The organism is Protofrankia sp. Cas3 (assembly GCF_963555955.1).
Taxonomy (GTDB): Bacteria; Actinomycetota; Actinomycetes; order Frankiales; family Frankiaceae; genus Protofrankia.
This window is the reverse complement of the sequence record NZ_CAUVXP010000056.1, coordinates 19,355-32,484: the sequence shown is the minus strand read 5'-3', so window position 1 is coordinate 32,484 and position 13,130 is coordinate 19,355. Positions and strand designations below refer to the sequence as shown.

Sequence of the window (13,130 nt, the reverse complement as noted above, 5' to 3'; positions counted from 1 at the left end):
GGAGGCCGGAGCACTGGCCCGCAATTCGGTAGCCGAGTTCGGCGGCGAGGTCGGCCCAGTCGACGTCAGCGCCGCGAGCGCGTTCGGCGGCCTCGTAAAAGCGGTAGCGGCGGATCGTCGCCTTCGGACCTATTCCGACGTGGTCAGCGAAGCGGCGTTGGAGCTGGCGGGGAGTCAGAGCACACAGTGCGGCCAGGGCATCGACCCGGACGAAGGTCGGATCAGCCGCGACCTTTTCGACCAGGGCGCTCGTCGCCTCGGACTCCCACACCTGCGACGGCATCTGCGAGTCCAGGAAGCGGTCGGCGGCCGCGGCCATCCCGACTGGATCCGCCGCGGCGGTCACCTCGTGTGCCAGTAAGGCCACGGCATCCGCGCCGAACACGTCGGCGAACGGCAGCGTCCGGTCTCGCAGCTTCGCCATCGAACCGCCCGCGAAGGGCCGGAACCCGGCTGGCCGGAACATGATCCCGAGTGCCCGGCCGGCGCCGGACAGCGTCCGGGCACCGATGCGGGTGGTCACGCCGTGCACGGTGAACGCGCCGTCGGCGAGTACCGCGTTGACGACGGGATGGGCGAAGACGCGCTGGGTGAACGGGTCCTGCCCGGTGAGGTCCCAGGTGGCGACCCAGTAGCGGTCGACGAAGCGGGCGACCTGCGCCGAGGGCGGATACCGGTCGAGACGGAACCGAGTGAGCCCCACGTCGGGTGCGATGATCCCCCGAGCGTCGCGTTCCACCGGCCGCACCATCGGTTGCACCTCGCCCACGCTAGACATCCACGGGCCTCGGCGGTACAGCATGTCTCGGCGGTACAGCGGGCTTCGGCGCTACCGCGTCGCGTTTGTTCAAGACTCGCGGACATGCGCTCGGGAACGCTGGAGCCGCGTGCCGGGAACACGCCATTACCGAGGGATGAGAGGACACCATGAGCGACACCGCTGACCGGTACCGCCGCCTGGCCGGCGCCTTCACCGAGACGGTCGCTGCCGTACCCGCCAACCGCTGGGAGAGCACGTCGCCGTGCGAAGGGTGGACGGCGCGCGACGTCGTCCGGCACGTGGTCGACACCCACGGTATGTTCCTCGGCCTCGTCGGCCGCGAGTTGGGCGACATCGCGTCGGTCGACGACGACCCCCTCGCCGCGTGGCGTGCGGCGCGGGACGCCATCCAGGCCGACCTCGACGATCCGGCGCGTGCCGGCGCCACCTTCCAGGGCTGGCGCGGCCCGAGTACCTTCGCCGAGGCGATCGACCGCTTCATCTGCTTCGACCAGGTGGTCCACCGGTGGGACCTCGCTCGCGCGACCGGCCTCGACGAACGGATGGACCCGGCCGAGGTGCGGCTGGCGTTCGAGCTGGTGCCGTACTTCGGCGACGACCTGCGTAGACCCGACGTGTGCGGCCCCGCCCTCCAACCGCCACCCGGCGCGGACGAGCAGACACGCCTGCTCGCCGTGCTCGGCCGCCGTGCCTGACGAGCACACGGACCGGTGCCGGTGGAAATCAGCCGGAACGACGGATCTGCGCGCCGCACGAGAACCGGATGGCGCCGCGCCCATCGGAGTTACGCAGCTCGCCCTCGGCGACGACGAACTGTCGGCCCCGGTAGGCGACCGTGGCTGCGGCGGTGACGGGTTCGCCGCCTGCGGGCACACCTCGCAGGTAGTTGACGGCGAGGTCGAGCGGCACCAGCCGCTCGCCGGGCACCAACACGGTGGCCTGGGCGTCGGCGGCGACGATGTGCGCGATCAGCCCGAGCACACCACCGTGGACGGCACCGAAGCTGTTGGCCACCTGCAGGCCCGGCCGCAGGGTCAGCTCGGACTCCCCGCGCTTGCGGGTACGACTGACCACGCCGAGCAGGGCCGACAGCGCGCCGGCGAGAGGCGGTACGGCAGCCGGCGGATTGGCTCCGGACACGATTGCCGACGAGGTCGGATCCGCTTCCGACGGTGAGTGCGTGCTGTCCATCTGTGCCGAGTCAGGATGCGAGGCAGGGGTCGAGGCAGGGGTCGAGGCCAGGCTGCGCTGCGGGTTGATCGCGCGCAGTGAGGTGACCGCGACCAGCTCACCGGCGGCGTCGACCAACTCCCCGCGGGCCAGCCCGCTGTCGTCGCCGGCGAAGTCGGCCTGGCCGTCGGCGGTCAGCCAGCCCGGGGCAACCGGCAGCGGCCGGACAACCTCCAGCCTCAGTTGGGCAGTAAGCATGGGGGGTCCACCGGGGCCGGCCACAGCGACGGCGGTGCCGCACGCGGCATCCGCGATCACGGCGAGGGCGCCCGCGAGCAGCCGGCCGTCCGTCCCCAGCAGCGGCGGCGCAACGGCCAGGCGGACGACCGCCCGCCCGCCGCCGACCTCGACGATCCGCACGCCAAAGGTCTGGTACGCCGGCACAGGCCGGCCCTCGTACCCCAGCCCGGCACGGTAGCCGTCCAGGTCAGCGCTCTGCATGCGCCCAGGTTTCCACACTCCTCCCCCAATTCGCCATCTTCGTTAAATGATCGCATCGTAACTGTCGTGCGCCTCCCGCTGGCCGTGGACCGGCCGCTAGGATGAGCAGCCACAGATCGCTCGGTGGTGAGGTCTCATGCGTGAGCTGCTGGCGGATCTGCTCGGATGGTGGGAGTCGGAAACGCCGTTCGCCCTGGCCACCGTCGTGACGACCAGCGCGTCCGCGCCCCGGCCTCCCGGTGCCGCGATGGCCGTCGACACCGCTGGCGAGGCGCTCGGAAGCGTCTCGGGCGGCTGCGTCGAAGGGGCGGTGTACGACACGGCGCAACGGGTGCTTGCCACCGGCGAACCGGTCCTGGAGACCTTTGGCTTCGGTGCCGACGATGCGTTCGCAGCCGGCCCCGGGCCTGGTCGGTGAGATCACCCAAAGGGCATTCCGGCCCCGATCCAGATCGGCACACGCCGGGTATGCGAACGCACCCACGCGCGGATGAACGGCTACGGCAAGCTTCGCCGCTGCACCGAGAAGAACGGCGTGATCGTCTATTTCCACCTCTATCTGGCCGCCGCTTTCGTCCCTGTCCGTTGTCTGATCCAGAGGGCTCGGATCACCTGGCGCTGGGAGCGTCGACCCACCACCCGCCGTCTCAAGTGACACCTACTGCAGGTCGCTTGTGCTCGTCTAGAGGAGCGGCGGAAATCTTGTACCATTTGTCAGCCAACTCCGTGCTCACCTGAAGGACGACGATGAGTGACCAGCCGCCCCAGGCCAGAGGCTTCTGGCATACCGCGCTCGGCGCGCTTACCGGTATCGCCGCCCTGCTCACCGCGATCGGCGGCCTGCTCGCCGTTCTCTTCCAGCTCGGTGTCCTCGGCGGGTCCAGCAGTACACCACCGCCGGGACCGGTTGCCAACCCGGCGACCACGGTGCCCGGTAGCGTTTCCCAGACCAGTGCCGCTCCACCGGCGGCGGGCGGCTGGGCGAATGCCATCGCCATCATGACCGCCAACGACGGCACCCAATACCGGTCCCGAGCAGAAACCTTCCGATACTGCGTATCCGCCGGCGCCGGAGTGTACTTCAACAACGCACAAAACATCGCCTTCGAAAAGATGACCGTACTTGAGGTTTTGCGTTCCGACGTTGCGCTGTCCCCGGGCGGGCGCGCCGACGTGCGCATCACACTGACCACCGGCACGATCATGACTGGTACCATTGACGCCGGCTGCGATTTCATCATGCAAACAGACGTCGGCCGGGTGAACCTCTACCCAGACAAGGTCAAGAAGATCGAATTCCAGCGTCCATCACCGTAGCAGCTTGATCAAATTCCAGTGTTCGGACCACGCATACAGCCGTGCCGCCGCTCTGGAAAGTGCCATCCACCCCGCCGTTCCGGTCGATCTCCCGAGATCTCGTCACATGGTGTCGGCCAAGAATCTGCCCGATATACCGCGCCGACTTGTGCCGGCTCAGTTCCCGGGAGATGATTTCTCGCTCCTCGATTTTCAGCAGCTCGCGCAGGGCCATCCACCATCCAGTCTGTCGACCTTGCCGAGATCATCCTATCGGAACGTCGCTACGATCGTTTGAACCCGCGCTGTTTCACTGCCGTACCGCTACCGGACCAGGCTCGCGCGCCGGCGCACACGGCGGCGGATTTGTACCGGTCGTGCGGTCAGCGGGGAGGAACCAGTTGGACGGCGTACCTCAGGGGGTGTGCATTCCGGGGATGCCGCCCTTCCAGGGCGCGAACCGCTCCGGCATGGGGACCAGCCCGGGATAGGGGTCGCCGACCATCGGCGCCCCCAGCATGGCACCCCAGCCATGATGTCCCGGCTGCACCTGGTAGTAGCCGTTACCGGCGTTGGTACCGCCGTCAACCAGGAGGTTGAGCCCGGTGATGTAGCTGGAGGCGTCTGAGGCGAGGAACAGCAACGGCCCGATGAGCTCCTCGGCCCGGCCGACACGTCGCATCGGGGTCCGGCTGGCGACGTACTCCGCTACGCCCAAACCCTCGAGGCCGGGCGCCGTCATCGGGGTCACGATGAACCCCGGCGAGATGGCGTTGACCCGGACGCCCCGGTCGGCCCACTCGCAGCCAAGTTGGTACGTCAGGTTGAGCAGAGCGCCCTTGGCGGCGGTGTAGCCGATGACGCTGAGCTCGTTGGCCCCACTGGCGAGGATCGAGCAGATATTGATGATCGAGCCGGACCCTGCCGCCAGCATGTGCCGGCCGGCGTCCCTGGCAAGCAGGTAGGCGCCGACCATGTCGACGTCGACGATACGGCGGAAGGTTTCCAGGTCGAAGTTCTCCGCAGGCAGGCCCCGAAGATCGGAGATCCCGGCGTTGTTCACCAGAACGTCGATGCGGCCGTAGCTCTCGATCGCCCTGGATACAATCCGCGCCACGTCCTCCTCCTTCGAGACGTCTGCGACCACGGCGGTGGCCTTGACGCCCTTGTGCGTGCAAGCGTCGGCAACGGCTTGGAGGAGTTCGCCGCTGCGGGCGGCGAGGACAAGGTCTGCGCCCGCATCAGCGAGGGCCAGGGCCATGACTTCGCCGAGGCCATAGCTGGCCCCGGTCAGCACGACAACCTTGCCACGGATGTCAAAAAGGCTGGACATGGATTCCTTCTGTTCTCTTCGGTGCCAGGTTTCCAACAAAGCGGGTGACGACGGGATCGAGGTCCCGCCATGGCGCGAGATGCAACGCCGTGAAACGGCGCTACCCGGCGAACCGGCGAACCAGGCTGCCGTCAGCCATCGCCGCAGCCCGGTCGCGGGCGACATCGATCCAGCCGGGATGGGTGATGATCCAGAACCGCTCGGACCGCACGGCGTCGACGACCATGGCCGCGACCGCGGTCGGGGCAATGCCCTGCCCACCAAGGAGGCGGGTGGAGCTGGCCGCGAACCGCTCCGCGACAGCGCCGGTTGATTCGGGGACATTCGCGGGCCGGTTCCGCTCGGCGCGGACGATATTGGTGTTCACAGCGCCGGGGCAGAGCACGCTCGCGTTCACACCCGTCCCCTCACATTCGACGCGCAGGGTCTCGGTGATCGCGACTACGCCGAACTTGGCGACGTTGTACGGGCCGATGCCGGGGTTGGCCTGAAGTCCGGCGGTCGAGGCGGTGTTGATCACGTGTCCACGCCCCTGGCGCTTCATGAGCGGCACGAAGGCGCGGATGCCATAGATGACACTCCAGAGGTCCACGTCGACCACCCACCGCCACGTCGCGAGCGGGATGTCCTCGATCAGTCCGGCGGCGACGACGCCTGCATTGTTGTGCAGGACATCGACAGTGCCGTAGTGATCGACAGCCTGGTCGCGAAGGCCGGAGACGGACTCGGCGGATGAGACATCGGTGACGACGCCCAGGACGTCATGCCCGTCACCGCGCAGTTCGGTTACAGCGTCATCGAGGGCGGCGGCCTCGATGTCTGCCAGCACGACGCGCATGCCCTCCCGCGCGAACGCCGCAGCGACGGCTCGGCCGATGCCGCTGGCCGCACCGGTTACGACAGCGACTCCTCCGCTGAGCTGCTCCATCGTGTTGTCCTCCCATATTCGCGGCGGGTACGGGCTGGCTCGCCTGGACGCGTGTCAACGGATCGCGCTCAGTGATCGGCCGCTGGATCGCTGCGCGGCGGGACCAGCGCCTGGCAGTCCGCAGCAACATGATCCCAGTCCAGGTAGAGACGGACGCTGTGGGCGGCGCCGTCGGCGTCGAGCGTGGCAACCAGCGTCCCCCTGGTCTGTGTCGTGGCATTGCCGAGAGTGAACAGCACCGCAACAACAGCCCCGTCCCCGATGACCCGGCTCACCTCGATCCGACATCGGGAGAGGACGGCGGAGAACCGCTCGACGACGTCCAGGACTGGCCCGCGTCCGCTGATCTCGGTATGACCGACGTGAGTGGCGACTGGGTCAGCGCAAAGGTAGCGGCTGGCGGCCGCGGCGGGGTCAGCGCTGAATGCGGCTACCGCCTCACTGACCAGACGGTGATACCAGTCTGTGCCGCCACGCCATCGGCGGTCGTCGGGTGGAACGGTTCCCCTGCTGGCCGTCGAGTCGGCGCGGCGGTGGGCCCAGTCGAACCACCCGACCTCGTCGACGACCTGACGGACTGCCTGTCCGGCGGCCGGCTCGCCGACCCGCCACCACAGGGCTGCCTGGGCGTACTCGCCGGTCGTCGGGCTCACCACGGTTGTCTCCAGGAACGCCTCCGGCGGATCCACGAGGACGCGGACGAGCTCGTGGCGGTGCTCGGGGACCATCGTGGCGAGCCGATCCTCGAGCCGGTGGAGCATGTCGATGCCGTCGACCACGGTGGTCTTCGCCATCGACTCCATGTGGATCGACGGGGCGTAGGTCTCGTCGGCCATCTGGTGCGGATCGACCGCCCACAAGTCGGCGAAGCGGATCGCCAGACTCAGGATCTCGGACCGCTCCCGCCCAGGGTCCGCCTGTTCGCCGGGGATCGGCGCCGTTGCGCCGCTCATGTGCCCGTCTCGACATCACGGGCCTGTCCAGCAGGCAGGAGCGAAGCGCCGACAGGTGCGAACTGGTCCAGCGTTGCATCGAGCAGTGCCCACTGTTCGATGTCCAGCATCAGTGAGCCAAACCCCATCGGGGCCACCTCCAGCGGTCCGAGACGTCGAATAGCCATCCGCACCTCCTCAGAAATTTCCCGGCAGCGACGGGAGCGCGGTGAAGCTCCCGTCCGGCAGCCCGCCCCGGTAGGTGGCGGTGAAGCGGCGCTCGGCGAACAGCCAGGCACCCTCCTGCCGGGTGTAACGGTCCTGATAACAGCCGATCACCAAGCCGTTGACCCCGTCACGGCGGCCCACCTCGAACATCGTCCATGAACCCACAGCGCCGTCGCCCTCCTCGCGGGCGCGGCCGTGGCCCACCATCTGCAGCACCGACTCGAAGCTCGCCATGGCCGCCCGCCAGAACGCCACCACCTCGTCGCGGCCACGCAGCAGACGGTCCGGACCGAGCTGCCACGTGCACTCCTCCGCCCACGTTTCCGCCCAGGCGGCGGCGTCGTTCGCATTGACGGCATCGGAGTAGCGGGCGACGACGTCGGCGATCGCGATGCGGTCCGCGGCATCCATGCTGCTCCCCTTCCTCACGACCGGGAGGTCGACGGCCACTGCTGTCGACGGCCACTACTGTCGGTGGCCACTACTGTCGGTAACCAGCCAATGGATGATCATCATCCGTCACCAGTCCGGGACGGCACAAGTCCGGCGACGTCCTCGGTGCGGATCGGCGTGGGCTCTGCGACCTCGGGCAGAGGATCGTCGCTGCGCCCGAGGGCGCGGCTCTGGCCCAGCCGCTGGCGGTACGTGGCGAAGGAGACGGCGCCGACCAGGGCTACCCCGTTGAACATTTCGGCGAGCCACTGCACCCCGGTGATGAGCTGCAGGCCCTTCACGCCGACCGCCAACACGTAGATGGCCAGCATCGTGCCCCACAGGTTGAAGCGACCCGGCTTGATCTGGGTCGAGCCGAGGAAGACTGCGGCGAAGGCGGGCAGGAGCAGGCCGACGCCGAAGGTGAGTGATGGGCCTGTCTGCGACCCATAGAACACGCCGGCGATGCCGCACACCGTGGCCGAGGCAATCATGGAAAACCACGTGTAGCGCCCCACGCTCACGCCGGCCAGGCGCGCCGCCTCCGGATTGCCGCCGCTGGCGTAGAGGTACCGGCCGGCGGGAGTGTGGTCCAGCGCCCACCACACGATCAGGGCCAGGACGAGCAGGTACAGGACGATGATCTGGAACCCTGCCACGCTGAGCCGAGTGAGGTTCATCCACGACGTCGTCGTCGGCGGAGTGGGCTGGCTCTGCCCGGACACGATGTCCTGCACGGCGGTGATGATGCTTCCCATGCCGAGCGTGGCGATGAAGGAGTTGACCCGGAGGCGGACGATGACGAAGCCGTTGATGACGCCGATCACCACGCAGGCAGCGATGGCAACGGCGATGGCCGGCCACATGCTCCACCCTTGGTCTGTCTGCAGCCACACGCAGATGATGGTGGAGAAGTTGATCGTGGCTCCGACCGAGAGGTCGTAGGCACCTGCCGTGAGCGGGATGAGGACGGCGATCGCGAGCATTGCCGTGACTGCCTGCTGCGAGGCGACGGACTGGACCGTGGCAGCCGTCAAAAACAGGTGCGGCGTCCAGATCCCGAACACGATGACGAACAGGGCCAGCAGGTACAGCCCGCTGAAGCTGTTGAAGCCGAGGTTGATCCTCGGCACGGTAACCCGCGAACTCATAAGCTGACGACCTCCTGCTCGCCGAGGCACGCGTGGGAGATGTTGGCAGTGGTGACGGACGACCGGTGAAGCTCGGCGACGACCCGACCGGTGCGCAGCACCAGCACCCGGTGACAAAGGGCGACCAGTTCCTCAAGGTCGGAGGAGCTGACGAGGATGGTGGACCCGCCGGCGGCGGCGGCCAGGAGCTGGCGGTGCAGCTCGCCCTTGGCGCCTACGTCCACGCCCTGGGTCGGCTCGTCAAGCATGAATACCTTGGGGTGGAGCCGGAGCCACTTGGCGAACAGCACCTTCTGCTGGTTGCCTCCGCTGAAGTTGGCCAGCGGTCGCTCCGTCGCCCCCGCGGGACGCACGCTCAGCCGCTCGAACCATTGGCGGGCCTCGGCTCGCTCTTCCCCGCGCCGCAGCAACAGGCCGCGCCAGAACTGCCGCAGGTCGGAAATGCTCAGGTTCTCCCGGGCCGACAGGTCCATCATCGCCCCGCTGACCTTGCGGTCGGGCGGCAGGTAGGCCAGGCCGGCGGCGATAGCAGCCCGCGGGTCGTATGGCGGCAGCGGGCGGCCGCTCGCCTCGACGATCCCGGCCAGGCGGGGCAGGGCGCCGAAGACCGTGCCCAGCAGGCTCTCGCGTCCCGACCCGGTGATCCCGGCGAAGCCGATGATCTCGCCCGGCCGGGCGTCGAAGGTCACGCCCCGCACCCCTGGGCCCCGCAGGCCCCGCACGCTGAGGGCGGGGACGACGCCGTCGGTGCCGCGCGGCTCGGGGGTGGGCAGCTCACCCAGCTCGTCACCCACCAGCAGAGTGATGAGCCGCCGCTTGTCAAGCGATGACACGGGCACCGTTGTGACCAGGTGGCCGTCGCGGAGGACGGTGACGTTGTCGGCGACCTGGAAGATCTCGTCCAGCCGGTGGCTGACGTAGAGCACGGCTACGCCGTGCGCCGCGACCCGGCGCACCATGTCGAGCAGCTGGTGCACCTCGTTCTCCGGAAGCGTCGCCGTCGGCTCGTCGAGGACGAGCAGCTTGACCTGGTGGTCGTCCTCACCCTCCAGCGCCCGGGCCACGGCGACGCCCGTGCGCTGGGCGAGCGACAGCGCGGCGACCGGTGTGCGGGGGTCGACCTGGACGCCGACGCGGCGAAGCAGCGCCGTCGCCCGCCGCCGCGTGTCCGCTTCCCTGATCGTCCCGAACCTGCACGCGAACCCGCTGTTCAGGTACAGATTGTCGACCACGGACAGCTGCAGGACGAGCCCGAGGTCCTGGTGCACGAAGCGAGCGCCCATCTCGTGAGCCGCATGGGCGGACCCGAAGGGCAGTGGCAACCCGTCGATCTCGACCTCGCCGCCGGGGTCAGGGCGATGGTAACCGGCGAGGATCTTGATGACCGTCGACTTGCCCGAGCCGTTCTCGCCCACGAGGGCGTGCACCTCACCGGGCTCGATGTCCAGATCGAAGTCCGAGAGGGCGACCGTCCCCGCGAAGGACTTGGTGAGGCCGCGAACCCGAAGGACGGGGCGAGGCGCCGTCGCCCCGCCCTCGTCCGGCGCCGGGCTCAGGCTCCCACGTGCCAAAGCTTCTCCATCTGTGCTGCGTAGTCTGCGGGCTCGTCGTAGGACTCGGACACGGCGAAGTTCTCGCCCTTAACGAACAACTGGAGAGGCAGCAAGCCCTCGCTGGCGGGGATGGGCGTGCCCTCCAGGTGGCGCAGGACGGCGTCCACCATGGCCCACGCGCTGTAGTTGAGGGCTACGCCCGTGAAGGCCGTCACCGTCCCGGCCTTGATGTCGGTCTCGTTGGTGACGTCGGCCCCCGCACCAATGATTTTGACGTTCAGGTGCGCCGCCGCGAGCGCCGCGGGGAGGCCGTCCACCCACGGCCCGTTGTCGGTGACCAGCCAGGTGACCTCCGGGTGGCGCTGCAGTGCTGAGACGATAGCCGCCGTCGAGCCGCCGCTGGTCACCTCACTGATGGTGCCCGTGAGCTGCGTGACCGAGCAGCCGGGACAGGACGCCTGCACCTTGGCCCGGAATGCCTGGTCGAAGGAGCCGAGGATTGGGAAGTCCGGCACCTGGAACTGAAGGATCTTGCCCTTCCCGTCAGAGTTGACGATGAAGTAGTCGGCCAGCACCTCGGCGGTGGTCTGCACGCTCTGTTCGTCGTCGATGTTGGCGATGATGGTGCTGGTGATCGCCTGCGGCCCGACATGGCCGACCACGATAGGCACGCCGGCCTTCTCGTAGGCAGGCACCTCCGACTGCCACGCGATCCCGGGGATGCCCGTCAGTCCCACAGCGACCGGGTTGTATTGCAGCGCCTGTTCCATACCCGCGATGAGCGTCGCCGGATTTGCCGACTTGTACGGGATCACCTTCAGGTCCCAGCCGATCGCGGCTGTCGCGGCGGCAAACGCCTTGGACAACTGCGTGCACTGCGCGACGTCGCACTGCAGGAACACGAAGGTCTTGCCCTTGGCCGGAGCCTGCTTGAGCGGCGTGGAGATCGGGATGGTGGTGGGTGCCTGCTTGTACTTGGCCACGACCGCGGACAGCGCAGCTAAGTCGGTTGTGCTGTTTGATGTGCTGGTGCCGGAGCTGGCGGTCGTGCCGCTGCCCGTTGAAGCCGACTCGGTACCGCCGCAGGCCGCCAGGAACGTGGCGGCGGCGAGGACCAGGATGCCAGCGGTGGCTGCCCGTGGCCACGTGGACTTTTTCAGCATAAGGATGGAGGCTCCCATCTGAGGTAACAGCACGGCGCCAGCCGGCTGGCCAGGATATGATTGATCAGTCAGTTACTAGTGCGCTGACTGCTGTCGAGAATGAAGATGAGGTGCCGGTGCGTCGAGGTCGCCGGTCAGTCGCGGACGGTCTCGCCAGCTACCGGGAAAAGGAACGCCGTGGCATTCCAGGTGACGCCGGCAGCAAGCAGCGCGGCCGCGCTGTCCGTGCCGCCCACAACCTCGCCCGCGATGACCGCGACCGCAGGCCCGCCGTCGAACTCGTTGAGCGAGCCCCTGGCCATTCCGTCGTCGCGGCCGTCGATCGCGAGCTGGCCGCCCTCACGCGGCAAGGCGCGAGCGATGTCTCGCATCGCGCCGGTCTCCCAGGCGACCCTGCACCCGAGCACTGCCATGTGCGCCTCCGTCGTCGGCAATCAGGCGTCAGTGTGACGCAGGCTACACAAGTAATCAACCAGTCAATTTAAACTCGTGATCGAAGCGCCCCGTCCGGCTCGGCTCGGAAGCTTGTCCTTGACTGGCGGCCGATGCTGGTAACATACTGACTGGTTACATTGCGAGAGGCTGAAGGCGCCGGCTGCCTGGCCAGGGGCTGTCCCGCCGCCAACGTGCCGCTTGCCAGCCGGACGAGGCGGCTCCGGGTCACGCTGTTCGTCGTCCCGGCTGGGCGTGGTCGAAGTCCGGCAGAATCGTACTGTCGTCAGCGGGGCTCGGCGACCGACAGGAAGAGGGCTTGAAGGTTGCCAAGGTCCAAGGCGCCGAGACTGGGACGGCCGCCGGCATCCAACGCAGCTGAGACCCGCCAGCGGATCATCACGACGGCCGCGGAGATGTTCGCCATAAACGGCTACGGGAGGACGACCAACAAGGACGTGGCCCTGCGGGCGGGCATCACCACGGGTGCGCTCTACTACTACTTCGACTCCAAACTGGCCATGTACCTGACCGTGTACTGGGAGCTGGCGGCGCTGGTCAACGAGCGCCTCAACAGCGCGATGCACGAGGAGAGCACCTTCTCCGGCAAGTTCCGGGCCGTTATGGAGGCCGTGTACCAGATGAATCGCGAGGATCCTTCTATTGCGCGGTTCCTCGGTACGGCGCGCGTCGACCGCATGCGCCATGAGGAACTGCGGTCGGCCATCCCGCACAGCCCAGGAGAGGGCGCCAACCTCGTAGCGCCGATGGTCGACGCCGGAATCGAGTTCGGCGAGATCGACCCGGAACGCCGCGATGTCATCGAGGCGGTGATGCGCACCATCTTCGTGGGCCTGACCGACGTCTCCGCGCAGATGGCGGATCCGCAGTACCACCGGCGGGCCATCGACGGGCTCGAGGCCCTCTTCGCCGGGGACCTCGTGCGCCATCCGCGCCGGGCGGCGCCTCGCCGGGCCGGGTGAGCGCGCCACCTCGGCCCGGCGGCGTCAGGACGCAGGCGGGGATTCCACCCGGTTGCTGGTGTACCGGGGTCCGCCGATCCAGACGCACAGCTGAGGGTCCGCATCGCGGAGTTCTCCGCCGACCCAGCGGCCGTCGACGCTGAAATGGCCGACCCGGCCGTCCTTGGTGGTTACCCGCACCAGGCCGCCGTCGGGCTCATAGAGAGCGCCCGTGAACGGATGGTGGATGCCTTCGCTCACCTGCTCC

General features: G+C 68.3%; 17 protein-coding genes and 1 pseudogene. 5 read left to right on the top strand and 13 right to left on the bottom strand.

Going from position 1 to position 13,130, the window contains the following annotated elements; genetic code table 11:
• On the bottom strand, window positions 1–751 hold a 751-nt coding region (locus U9983_RS12815), incomplete at its 3' end, for a DUF6597 domain-containing transcriptional factor (protein WP_322754238.1).
• Between the two features lie 176 nt (window positions 752–927).
• On the opposite strand from U9983_RS12815, the gene U9983_RS12810 reads away from it, so the two are divergent.
• Complete coding sequence (locus U9983_RS12810) at window positions 928–1,476, top strand: TIGR03086 family metal-binding protein (protein ID WP_322754237.1); 549 nt, start codon at window positions 928–930, stop codon at window positions 1,474–1,476.
• A 28-nt stretch (window positions 1,477–1,504) separates the two neighbouring features.
• Here U9983_RS12810 and U9983_RS12805 read toward each other — a convergent pair whose 3' ends face one another.
• Window positions 1,505–2,452 (bottom strand): PaaI family thioesterase, encoded by a 948-nt coding sequence (locus tag U9983_RS12805; RefSeq protein WP_322754236.1) that lies wholly within the window; start codon window positions 2,450–2,452, stop codon window positions 1,505–1,507.
• Window positions 2,453–2,588: 136 nt separating this feature from the next.
• Here U9983_RS12805 and U9983_RS12800 point away from each other — a divergent pair, with 136 nt between their 5' ends.
• The 3 genes and pseudogenes from U9983_RS12800 (at window position 2,589) to U9983_RS12790 (ending at window position 3,769) form a co-directional block, all read left to right on the top strand.
• Window positions 2,589–2,870 (top strand): XdhC family protein, encoded by a 282-nt coding sequence (locus tag U9983_RS12800; RefSeq protein WP_322754235.1) that lies wholly within the window; start codon window positions 2,589–2,591, stop codon window positions 2,868–2,870.
• A gap of 9 nt (window positions 2,871–2,879) precedes the next feature.
• A pseudogene (locus tag U9983_RS12795) lies at window positions 2,880–3,107 on the top strand (IS5/IS1182 family transposase); the annotation flags it as partial.
• 92 nt (window positions 3,108–3,199) lie between these two features.
• A complete protein-coding gene (locus U9983_RS12790; protein ID WP_322754234.1) occupies window positions 3,200–3,769 on the top strand; it encodes a hypothetical protein in 570 nt (189 codons plus the stop codon).
• Here the strand turns inward: U9983_RS12790 and U9983_RS12785 are convergent.
• The 10 genes from U9983_RS12785 to U9983_RS12740 all read right to left on the bottom strand — a co-directional run bounded on the left by U9983_RS12785 (window position 3,735) and on the right by U9983_RS12740 (window position 11,881).
• Window positions 3,735–3,983, bottom strand: a complete 249-nt coding sequence (locus U9983_RS12785) for a helix-turn-helix domain-containing protein (RefSeq protein WP_322754233.1) — start codon at window positions 3,981–3,983, stop codon at window positions 3,735–3,737. The two genes, U9983_RS12790 and U9983_RS12785, sit on opposite strands and share 35 nt — an antisense overlap.
• A gap of 180 nt (window positions 3,984–4,163) precedes the next feature.
• Entirely contained in the window at window positions 4,164–5,081 is a 918-nt protein-coding gene (locus U9983_RS12780; RefSeq protein ID WP_322754232.1) for an SDR family NAD(P)-dependent oxidoreductase, read from the bottom strand.
• Between the two features lie 100 nt (window positions 5,082–5,181).
• Entirely contained in the window at window positions 5,182–6,009 is an 828-nt protein-coding gene (locus tag U9983_RS12775) for an SDR family NAD(P)-dependent oxidoreductase (protein WP_322754231.1), read from the bottom strand.
• Between the two features lie 68 nt (window positions 6,010–6,077).
• The gene (locus U9983_RS12770; RefSeq protein WP_322754230.1) at window positions 6,078–6,962 is read right to left on the bottom strand and encodes a nuclear transport factor 2 family protein; all 885 of its coding nucleotides are present in this window, start codon (window positions 6,960–6,962) and stop codon (window positions 6,078–6,080) included.
• A complete protein-coding gene (locus U9983_RS12765) occupies window positions 6,959–7,129 on the bottom strand; it encodes a hypothetical protein (RefSeq protein WP_322754229.1) in 171 nt (56 codons plus the stop codon). The genes U9983_RS12770 and U9983_RS12765 overlap by 4 nt, the downstream gene beginning before the upstream one ends.
• Window positions 7,130–7,139: 10 nt before the next feature.
• Window positions 7,140–7,580, bottom strand: a complete 441-nt coding sequence (locus tag U9983_RS12760; protein ID WP_322754228.1) for a nuclear transport factor 2 family protein — start codon at window positions 7,578–7,580, stop codon at window positions 7,140–7,142.
• A gap of 101 nt (window positions 7,581–7,681) precedes the next feature.
• Window positions 7,682–8,752, bottom strand: coding sequence for an ABC transporter permease (locus U9983_RS12755; protein WP_322754227.1), 1,071 nt, complete (start codon window positions 8,750–8,752; stop codon window positions 7,682–7,684).
• A complete protein-coding gene (locus U9983_RS12750) occupies window positions 8,749–10,323 on the bottom strand; it encodes a sugar ABC transporter ATP-binding protein (RefSeq protein ID WP_322754226.1) in 1,575 nt (524 codons plus the stop codon). Before U9983_RS12750 ends, U9983_RS12755 begins: the two co-directional genes overlap by 4 nt.
• A complete protein-coding gene (locus tag U9983_RS12745; RefSeq protein ID WP_322754225.1) occupies window positions 10,305–11,468 on the bottom strand; it encodes a substrate-binding domain-containing protein in 1,164 nt (387 codons plus the stop codon). The genes U9983_RS12750 and U9983_RS12745 overlap by 19 nt, the downstream gene beginning before the upstream one ends.
• 134 nt (window positions 11,469–11,602) lie before the next feature.
• Entirely contained in the window at window positions 11,603–11,881 is a 279-nt protein-coding gene (locus U9983_RS12740; protein WP_322754224.1) for a hypothetical protein, read from the bottom strand.
• 345 nt (window positions 11,882–12,226) lie between these two features.
• Here U9983_RS12740 and U9983_RS12735 point away from each other — a divergent pair, with 345 nt between their 5' ends.
• A complete protein-coding gene (locus U9983_RS12735; protein WP_322754223.1) occupies window positions 12,227–12,883 on the top strand; it encodes a TetR/AcrR family transcriptional regulator in 657 nt (218 codons plus the stop codon).
• 24 nt (window positions 12,884–12,907) lie between these two features.
• On the opposite strand, the gene U9983_RS12730 is transcribed toward U9983_RS12735, so the two are convergent.
• On the bottom strand, window positions 12,908–13,123 hold the full coding sequence (locus tag U9983_RS12730) for a hypothetical protein (protein ID WP_322750362.1): 216 nt from the start codon (window positions 13,121–13,123) through the stop codon (window positions 12,908–12,910).
• Between the last annotated feature and the right edge of the window lie 7 nt (window positions 13,124–13,130).

Coding starts and splice junctions, on each gene's coding strand:
- U9983_RS12805 (WP_322754236.1), bottom strand. CDS start 2,452: ATGCAGAGCGCTGACCTGGACGGCTACCGTGCCGGGCTGGGGTACGAG.
- U9983_RS12745 (WP_322754225.1), bottom strand. CDS start 11,468: ATGCTGAAAAAGTCCACGTGGCCACGGGCAGCCACCGCTGGCATCCTG.
- U9983_RS12780 (WP_322754232.1), bottom strand. CDS start 5,081: ATGTCCAGCCTTTTTGACATCCGTGGCAAGGTTGTCGTGCTGACCGGG.
- U9983_RS12790 (WP_322754234.1), top strand. CDS start 3,200: ATGAGTGACCAGCCGCCCCAGGCCAGAGGCTTCTGGCATACCGCGCTC.
- U9983_RS12770 (WP_322754230.1), bottom strand. CDS start 6,962: ATGAGCGGCGCAACGGCGCCGATCCCCGGCGAACAGGCGGACCCTGGG.
- U9983_RS12755 (WP_322754227.1), bottom strand. CDS start 8,752: ATGAGTTCGCGGGTTACCGTGCCGAGGATCAACCTCGGCTTCAACAGC.
- U9983_RS12765 (WP_322754229.1), bottom strand. CDS start 7,129: ATGGCTATTCGACGTCTCGGACCGCTGGAGGTGGCCCCGATGGGGTTT.
- U9983_RS12775 (WP_322754231.1), bottom strand. CDS start 6,009: ATGGAGCAGCTCAGCGGAGGAGTCGCTGTCGTAACCGGTGCGGCCAGC.
- U9983_RS12740 (WP_322754224.1), bottom strand. CDS start 11,881: ATGGCAGTGCTCGGGTGCAGGGTCGCCTGGGAGACCGGCGCGATGCGA.
- U9983_RS12810 (WP_322754237.1), top strand. CDS start 928: ATGAGCGACACCGCTGACCGGTACCGCCGCCTGGCCGGCGCCTTCACC.
- U9983_RS12760 (WP_322754228.1), bottom strand. CDS start 7,580: ATGGATGCCGCGGACCGCATCGCGATCGCCGACGTCGTCGCCCGCTAC.
- U9983_RS12785 (WP_322754233.1), bottom strand. CDS start 3,983: ATGGCCCTGCGCGAGCTGCTGAAAATCGAGGAGCGAGAAATCATCTCC.
- U9983_RS12800 (WP_322754235.1), top strand. CDS start 2,589: ATGCGTGAGCTGCTGGCGGATCTGCTCGGATGGTGGGAGTCGGAAACG.